Source organism: Paraburkholderia sp. BGA-UO-ETr-F12 (genome assembly GCF_059567945.1).
The window spans coordinates 271,920-279,439 of record NZ_JCAQOZ010000057.1; the positions used below are offsets into that span (position 1 = coordinate 271,920).

Below are 7,520 nucleotides of genomic sequence, written 5' to 3' on the forward strand. Positions count from 1 at the left end.
TCATGCATCTGCTGCGCACCACGCCGGGCGGTTTTGTGGACGACACGCAAGGCGTGATCCGTATCGATCAGCAGCCTGCCGATATCGTGGTGCTCAGTTCCGCCGATACCACGCTGTCGCTTCTGGCGAGCGTGTTTCCTCGTCTGGGCGACGGCTTTCCGAGCGTGCGGCTTGCGAACGTCACCTATTTGCGGCAGCCGGCGTCGGTCGATTTCTATATCGAAGACGTGCTGCAGCATGCGCGTGTGGTGGTGGTCGATCATCTTGGCGGCGAGGCGTACTGGCCGTACGGAATCGAACAGGTTGTCGCGCTCGCCGAGCGCAAGCAGCAGACGCTCGCGATGTTTTCGGGCGATCTGCAGGAAGACCCGAACCTGCTCGCGCGCAGCACCGCCGACGCCGATTTATGCCATCAGCTATGGCGCTATCTGCGTGAAGGCGGCCCGCAGAATGCCGAAGCGTTCCTGCGTTGCATTGCGTACCGCTCATTTGGCTGGGGACGCGAACCTGCGCCGCCGCGCGCATTGCCCGCCGCGACGCTTTACCATCCGGAACGCGACACGCCGACGATGGCCGACTGGCAATCGCGCTGGCGCGAAGGCGCGCCGGTTGCCGCGATCCTGTTCTATAAGGCGCATCTTCAGGCGGCCAACACCGCTGTATTCGACGCGCTGATCGATGCGCTCGAAGCACAGGGTCTGAATCCACTGCCCATCGCAATTACGTCCCTGAAAGATGCAATGAGCCGCGAGGTCGTGCAGCAATTGTGCGCGCAACACCATGCCGCGCTTGTGCTGAACACGACCGCATTCGCCGCATCCGCAATCGACGACCCCGGGCCGCTAGCGCTGGCCGGCGACGCGCCGGTGATGCAGGTGATCCTGAGCGGCGGCAATCGCGAAGATTGGCTCAAGGACAATCAGGGCCTCAACTCGCGTGATATCGCCATGCATATCGCGCTGCCGGAAGTGGACGGCCGCATCATCACGCGCGCGATCAGCTTCAAGGGGCTCGCGTATCGTTGTCCGCACACGCAGGTCGACGTGGTGCGTTATCAGCCGGACCTGGAGCGTGTCGGCTTTCTGGCCGAACTGAGCCGCCGCTGGTGCCGTCTGCGCACGCTCGATAGCGCGCAGAAGAAACTCGCGCTGATCCTCGCCAATTATCCGATGAGCGAAGGGCGGATCGGCAATGGTGTGGGGCTCGATACGCCGGCCTCGGTGGTCGGCATTCTGTCCATGTTGCGCGACGACGGATATCGCGTCGCGGACGTGCCCGCTGACGGCGACGCGCTGTTAAATAAGCTCACCGAAGGCGTGACCAACGATCCGGTCGTGCGTGACTTGCGGCCCGCGTTGCAAAGCCTCGCGCTCGACGACTACCTGCTGTACTTCAACGCGTTGCCCGTGGAGGCCCGCCAGGCGCTGAACGCACGCTGGGGCTCGCCCGAACAGGATCCGACGTTGCGGCGCGGCCGCTTCATGATCGCAGGCTGGCGTTGCGGGCAGGTGTTCGTCGGCATTCAGCCTTCGCGTTCACGCGAGCAGGGCGATTACGCGAGCTACCACGATGCCGAACTCGTGCCGCCGCATGCGTATCTGGCGTTCTATTTCTGGTTGCGTCATCAGTTCGGCATCGACGCGGTCGTGCATGTCGGCAAGCATGGCAATCTCGAATGGCTGCCGGGCAAGAGCGTCGCGTTGAGCGATGCCTGCTGGCCCGATCTGATTCTCGGGCCGATGCCGCATCTGTATCCGTTCATCGTCAACGATCCGGGCGAGGGCAGTCAGGCCAAGCGCCGCGCGCAGGCGGTCATCATCGATCACCTGATGCCACCGCTTACACGGGCCGAAACTTACGGACCCTTGCAGGATCTCGAACGCCAGGTCGACGAATACTATGAGGCGCTGATGGTCGATCCGCGCCGCGCGAAGCTGTTGAGGCGCACGATTCTCGAAACCATCGTCGAACACCGGTTGCATGACGAGCTGAGTCTCGCGGAACCGAACGGTCAGGACGATGAAGATGCGCTGCTGACGCGTGTCGATGCGTGGCTGTGCGAGTTGAAGGAAGCGCAGATTCGCGACGGCTTGCACACGTTCGGGCAATCGCCCGCAGGGGTGCAGCGGCGCGATACGTTGCTGGCTTTGGGACGCTTCCCGGTCGGCGATGGCCAGGGCGGCAAGGCCGGATTGATCGATGCATTGGCGCGCGATCTGGAGATGGATCACCTGTTCGACCCGCTTTCGGTGGACTGGTCGGCGGCGTGGGATGGTCCTCGTCCCGACGTGTTGCAGCAGGTCAGCGATGCGCCCTGGCGGCACTGCGGCGATACACGCGAGCGTCTGGAGCTGCTGGCCGCCGACATGTTGCGTGAGGTTTGCGGCGATGAAGCGTCCAATACGGCGCCCGTGAACGGGACGTTGCCGCAGGCCGAACGTGTGATCGAACGCCTGCGCCATGATGTGTTGCCGCGGCTCGACGCTTGCGGTCCGCAGGAAACGCTTAATCTGAAGCGTGGCCTCGAGGGCCGTTTCGTGCCGCCGGGGCCGAGCGGTTCGCCATCACGTGGACGGCCCGATGTATTGCCCACCGGCCGTAACTTCTACTCGGTCGATACGCGTGCCGTGCCGACGCAAGCGGCGTGGTCGCTTGGGTTGAAATCGGCGCAGCAGTTGATCGAACGGCATTTGCAGGAGAAGGGCGACTATCCGCGCGCGATTGGCCTCTCGGTATGGGGCACGGCCACCATGCGCACGGGCGGCGACGATATCGCCCAGGCACTCGCGCTGCTCGGCGTACGGCCGAAGTGGGCGCCGGGCAGTCATCGCGTGACCGACTTCGAGATCGTGCCGATCGAGGTATTCGACCGGCCACGTATCGATGTCACGTTGCGCGTGTCCGGCTTTTTCCGCGATGCCTTCGCGAACGTGATGCATCTGTTCGATGCCGCCGTGCAGGCGGTGGCCGAACTCGACGAGCCCGAAGACCTGAACCCGATCCGCGCGCGCGTGCTGCGCGAACGCGACGCGCTGATTGCGCGCGGCATGGACGCCGCCGAAGCGCGCAAGCGTGCCGGCTGGCGCGTGTTCAGTGCGCGGCCCGGCGCCTACGGCGCGGGTCTGCAAGACATGATCGACTCGCAGCAATGGCAAACCGACGCCGATCTCGCCAACGCGTATCAGGCGTGGGGTGGTTATGCCTACACGCAGAAAAGCGCCGGCGAGGAAGCGCGCCACGCGTTCGGCACACGTCTCGCCGCGATGGATGTCGTGCTGCAGAACCAGGACAACCGCGAGCACGACCTGCTCGATTCGAACGATTACTACCAGTTCCAGGGCGGCATGGTCGCCGCGGTGCGGCATCTGGCGGGCAATCAGCCCCAGGTTTATCACGCCGATCACAGCAATCCGGCGGCGCCGCGCGTGCGTACGCTGCATGAAGAGATCGCGCGGGTAATCCGCTCGCGCGTGGTCAATCCGAAATGGCTCGATGGCGTGAAGCGTCACGGCTATAAAGGCGCGGCCGAAATCGCGGCGACGGTCGACTATCTGTACGGCTACGACGCCACCGCGCGCGTGGTCGCCGATCATCAATATGCGCTTGTCACCGAGGCTTATCTGAACGACGCCGATACGCGCGGGTTCTTGCGGCGACACAATCCGCACGCGCTGCATTCGATCTGCGAGCGTTTGCTCGAAGCGATGCAGCGCGGATTGTGGCAGACGCCCGGCGATTATCGTGCGCAAGTCGAACAGCATCTGCTCGCGAGCGAGCAGCAGATCGAAGGGATGCAAACATGAACGCTGCGATCCAACGACCCATTTTTCCATTTGCCGCGCTGATCGGCCAGACGCCGTTGCAGCAGGCGCTGTTGCTGGCTGCCGTCGATCCGGGTTTGGGCGGCGTGCTGGTGAGCGGACCGCGCGGCACGGCGAAATCGACCGCGGCGCGCGCGCTTGCCGAATTGCTGCCGGAAGGGCAATGGGTGAATCTGCCGCTCGGCGCGAGTGAAGATCGCTTGATCGGTACGCTCGATATCGAAACCGTACTGCGCGATAGTTCCGTGCGTTTTTCTCCCGGCCTGCTGGCGAAAGCACATCGCGGCGTGCTGTATGTCGATGAAGTGAATCTGTTGCCCGACGCGCTCGTCGATGCGTTACTCGATGCTGCCGCCAGTGGCGTGAATACCGTCGAACGCGATGGTGTTTCGCATAGTCACGAGGCGAACTTCGTGCTGATCGGCACGATGAATCCGGAAGAAGGCGAGTTGCGGCCGCAACTGATCGATCGTTTCGGTTTGATGGTCGAGTTGCAGAACTGTTTTGAACCGCAGGTGCGTGAGCAGATCGTTAAGGCACGGCTGGGGTTCGATCTCGATCCACAGAGTTTTCGTGCTCGCTATACGCAGCAACAGGAAACGTATGTCCAGCGGATTCGTGCGGCGCGTGAAGCGTTGCCGCGCCTCAACTTCGACGACGCCGTGCATGCGCATGTCAGTGCGCTATCCATTGAAGCGGCGGTCGATGGTTTGCGTGCGGATCTTGTGATGCTGCGCGCGGCGCGGGCATTGGCGGCGCTGGAGCAGGCGGCTGCCGTCACGACAGAGCATGTCGGGCGGGTTGCGGAGGCGGTGCTGGCGCATCGGCGCCACGATCGCGAGGTGCGTGCAGGTGGCGAGACACTTGAGCGCGAAGTGCCGCAGCAGGCTGCTGACAATGCGGATGCCGCGCCTTCGCGATCCTCGCAGGAGGCGGTGCCAGGCGCGGCTGCTGTCGATAACGACTGGGGCTACTTGCCGCCGCAGCCCGCGGGTGTCGCGCAGGTCAAAGGCGTTGTCCCGCTCGACGCAAAAAAACGCTGAGCCATCGGAAGGGCGCCGCCGCTGACTCGCGCAGCGGTTTTCGATGGCGGCATGGTGCTGGCGCAGGTTCGCGTGGCCGTTTGCAAGGCACGCCGGGCAAGCGTATTGCATGGCTGCCGACACTTGCCGCGAGGCGCCAGGACGCGCTGCGTACCGAACACCTGCGCTTCGTGCGCGAGGCGCCGCGCGGCGGTGTGCTGCATTGCTTCGTGCTCGATTGTTCCGGGTCGATGCTTGGCGCGCAGCGCCTTGCACTTGCCAAAGGTCTGCTGATTGCGTTGTTCGATCGCGCGAGTGCCGCGCGCGCCGAGGCGGCGCTGGTGTGTTTTGGCGGTGCCGGCGCCACCCTGCGTTTCGGTCCTGCCGTGCCGCGCTGGTGGAACGAGCGATGGCTAAGACCGGTGGGTGGAGGCGGTGGCACGCCGCTCGCGTCCGGTGTGCGCGAGGCTGCCCAGGTGCTGGAGCGCAACGCCCGGCGCAAGCCCGCACAGCAGCGCTGGCTGTGGATTCTGACCGACGGCCGCAGTGGCGATCAGCCGGCGCGGCCGCGTCACGCGGACGAGGTGGTGTTCGTCGATTTCGAGCGTGAGGCGATACGGCTGGGCCGCTGCCGCGCGCTTGCCGACGTGTGGGGTGCGGCGCTGCTTACGCCGGACGAGTTGATCGTCTGACTGGCCCACTGCCTCGCAGCCTGAGTAGCACACGCGCTGTGCAGCGCGTTTTCGTGCGTTTATTTCAAACTGTTGGACCAGTACTGCACGTCGTCCTGGCGGTCGAATACGAAGACCTTCATCGCCATCTGTTGCGCGACGTCGAGCTGGTCGAATTCGAGGCCATGGGTCGAGGGCTCGCCCGGCGTATTGCCTTTCTGCACGTTGCGGATCACGGCAGTCGTTTCGATCTCGGTCGGCAGCACCGCCGATTGGAGGCTGAAAGCGACGCGTAGCCGCTCGCCGACTTGACCCAGCGTCCACGGAGTGGTCAGCGACATACCGAGTGCGCTGATGCTTTTGGCGAGGCCCAGACCTTCATAGGAATCGCCCGTTTCGCCGATGCCGAAACGTACCGGCAGATGCGCGTGGACGCGGATCGATTTGCGCTCGCGCAGGCGGCGGATCACGCCGGGTTTCGATAGCACCACGTAATCGAATGGGGCGCGGCAAACCGACTCGACCGTGCAGACGAAACGAAAAACAGCATGGCTTGCTATGGCGACGATCTCGATGTTTTCACCGAGGCGCAGCGGCAGGATGCGGCCGTCCTGTAGCGGCGGTGTCACGAAGAGCGCGTGGTTGGGTGCGAAGCCGATGATGCGGCATGGATGCATCGGGGCGCCGCTGCCGAGTTGGGAGCGCACGCCGATTAATGCACCTATCGTCAGGTGCATGTCTTTCAGGGTGAGGTTGTCGGTGGTGGTGGCTGGGTGATCGGTTGGCGGTTCGGGGTGCGTGGTCGTGTCCAGCAGGTCGCCGCGGTGCGGGTTGAAGTTGTCGAACAGGAATTTGCGCTCGTCCGTGGTCGCGAGGATGGTGCCGGCGGCGAAGAGGAGTGTGCCGTCGGAGTCGGCGATCGGCCAGTCCAGTGGGCTGCCTATGGGGATCGCTTCTAACGTTAGAAGTGGCGACTGGCTTGGGGGGTGAGATTCTGCCTGAGCCTCTGGCTGGTCTTCTGCTGGGTTTTCCATGGTCGGCTGCTAAATATGTGGCTGGATTACTTGTTTACGGCTGTGCCGGGTGGAGGCTTTAGGGGTTTTGGTGGTCTTGGTGCTCTTTTATGTTGGTTGCATGGTGGGTGGGGGCTTTGGGCTTTGGCCTTTCCTTGCTGTGTTAGTGGTCTATTAGTGTTGCCCCTGTGCGGGGCGGCACTTACTTTCTTTGCCGCCGCAAAGAAAGATAAGCAAAGAAAGCGGCTTCACCCCGCAAGCTCATAAGCGGGTCCCCCGCACAGTAGCGGTAGTGGTGCATCTGGAATCTGTCGCCTCGCACACTTCGCCTTGGTGACAAGGCAGTCATACCTCCGGCGGCGCTGCGCGCGCCGAAGAGCATCTCTTGAAACCACGCTCGGATTCACACCCGGTGGTGTTCTTTTGGTGGGTGCCTGCTTGTCTTCGGGGTGTGTGCCATTTCTATTTTGCGCACTCTATGGGCCTGTTCCCTCCGCAGCTTTCGTGTCCCCCACTATTTCGTTGCCCGTGTCCTTCAATGGGGTTTGCGTTTATGACTTGCAAAAAATTGCCGTCACTGGTATTGCTCGTTAATTATATCGGATGACTAAGTATTTTTGGGTGCCTGGGTGGGGCTGGTTCGGGGAGGATCAAGTTTCTGAAAATAATTGCACAAAGGGGATTGACGACATGCGGGCCGATCTCCATAATCTCGTTTCTCTGCTGCTGATGCAGCGACGCAGAACGAAGCGGTACCGGTGGTTGCGCAGGTGGGCAACGCGGTGCAGATTCGGTAGTGAATGCGGACTCGATCTTTAAAAATTAACAGCCGATAAGTGTGGGCGCTTGATGCGCGACGCGCGGTGGACTCTTCGGGGTCTGCCGGAAGCGAAAGTATCAAGTCTCACACGAGTATTAAAGGAAGGTTTTCCTGTCGGGGTGGATTCACGCCGGCAGGTTAATCATTCGTCAGTACGTTGAGTGAGCGACCGG

General features: G+C 62.8%; 4 protein-coding genes. 3 read left to right on the top strand and 1 reads right to left on the bottom strand.

The window, feature by feature from the left end; all coding sequences use genetic code 11:
• Positions 1-2 precede the first annotated feature (2 nt).
• The 3 genes from cobN to AC57B6_RS27960 all read left to right on the top strand — a co-directional run bounded on the left by cobN (position 3) and on the right by AC57B6_RS27960 (position 5,535).
• Complete coding sequence (gene cobN, locus AC57B6_RS27950; RefSeq protein ID WP_496422527.1) at positions 3-3,803, top strand: cobaltochelatase subunit CobN; 3,801 nt, start codon at positions 3-5, stop codon at positions 3,801-3,803.
• The gene (locus AC57B6_RS27955; RefSeq protein WP_496422528.1) at positions 3,800-4,864 is read left to right on the top strand and encodes a magnesium chelatase ATPase subunit I; all 1,065 of its coding nucleotides are present in this window, start codon (positions 3,800-3,802) and stop codon (positions 4,862-4,864) included. Before cobN ends, AC57B6_RS27955 begins: the two co-directional genes overlap by 4 nt.
• A gap of 80 nt (positions 4,865-4,944) precedes the next feature.
• A complete protein-coding gene (locus AC57B6_RS27960; RefSeq protein WP_496422529.1) occupies positions 4,945-5,535 on the top strand; it encodes a vWA domain-containing protein in 591 nt (196 codons plus the stop codon).
• 59 nt (positions 5,536-5,594) lie between these two features.
• On the opposite strand, the gene AC57B6_RS27965 is transcribed toward AC57B6_RS27960, so the two are convergent.
• A complete protein-coding gene (locus AC57B6_RS27965) occupies positions 5,595-6,548 on the bottom strand; it encodes a flagellar brake protein (RefSeq protein WP_496422530.1) in 954 nt (317 codons plus the stop codon).
• Positions 6,549-7,520: the final 972 nt, after the last annotated feature.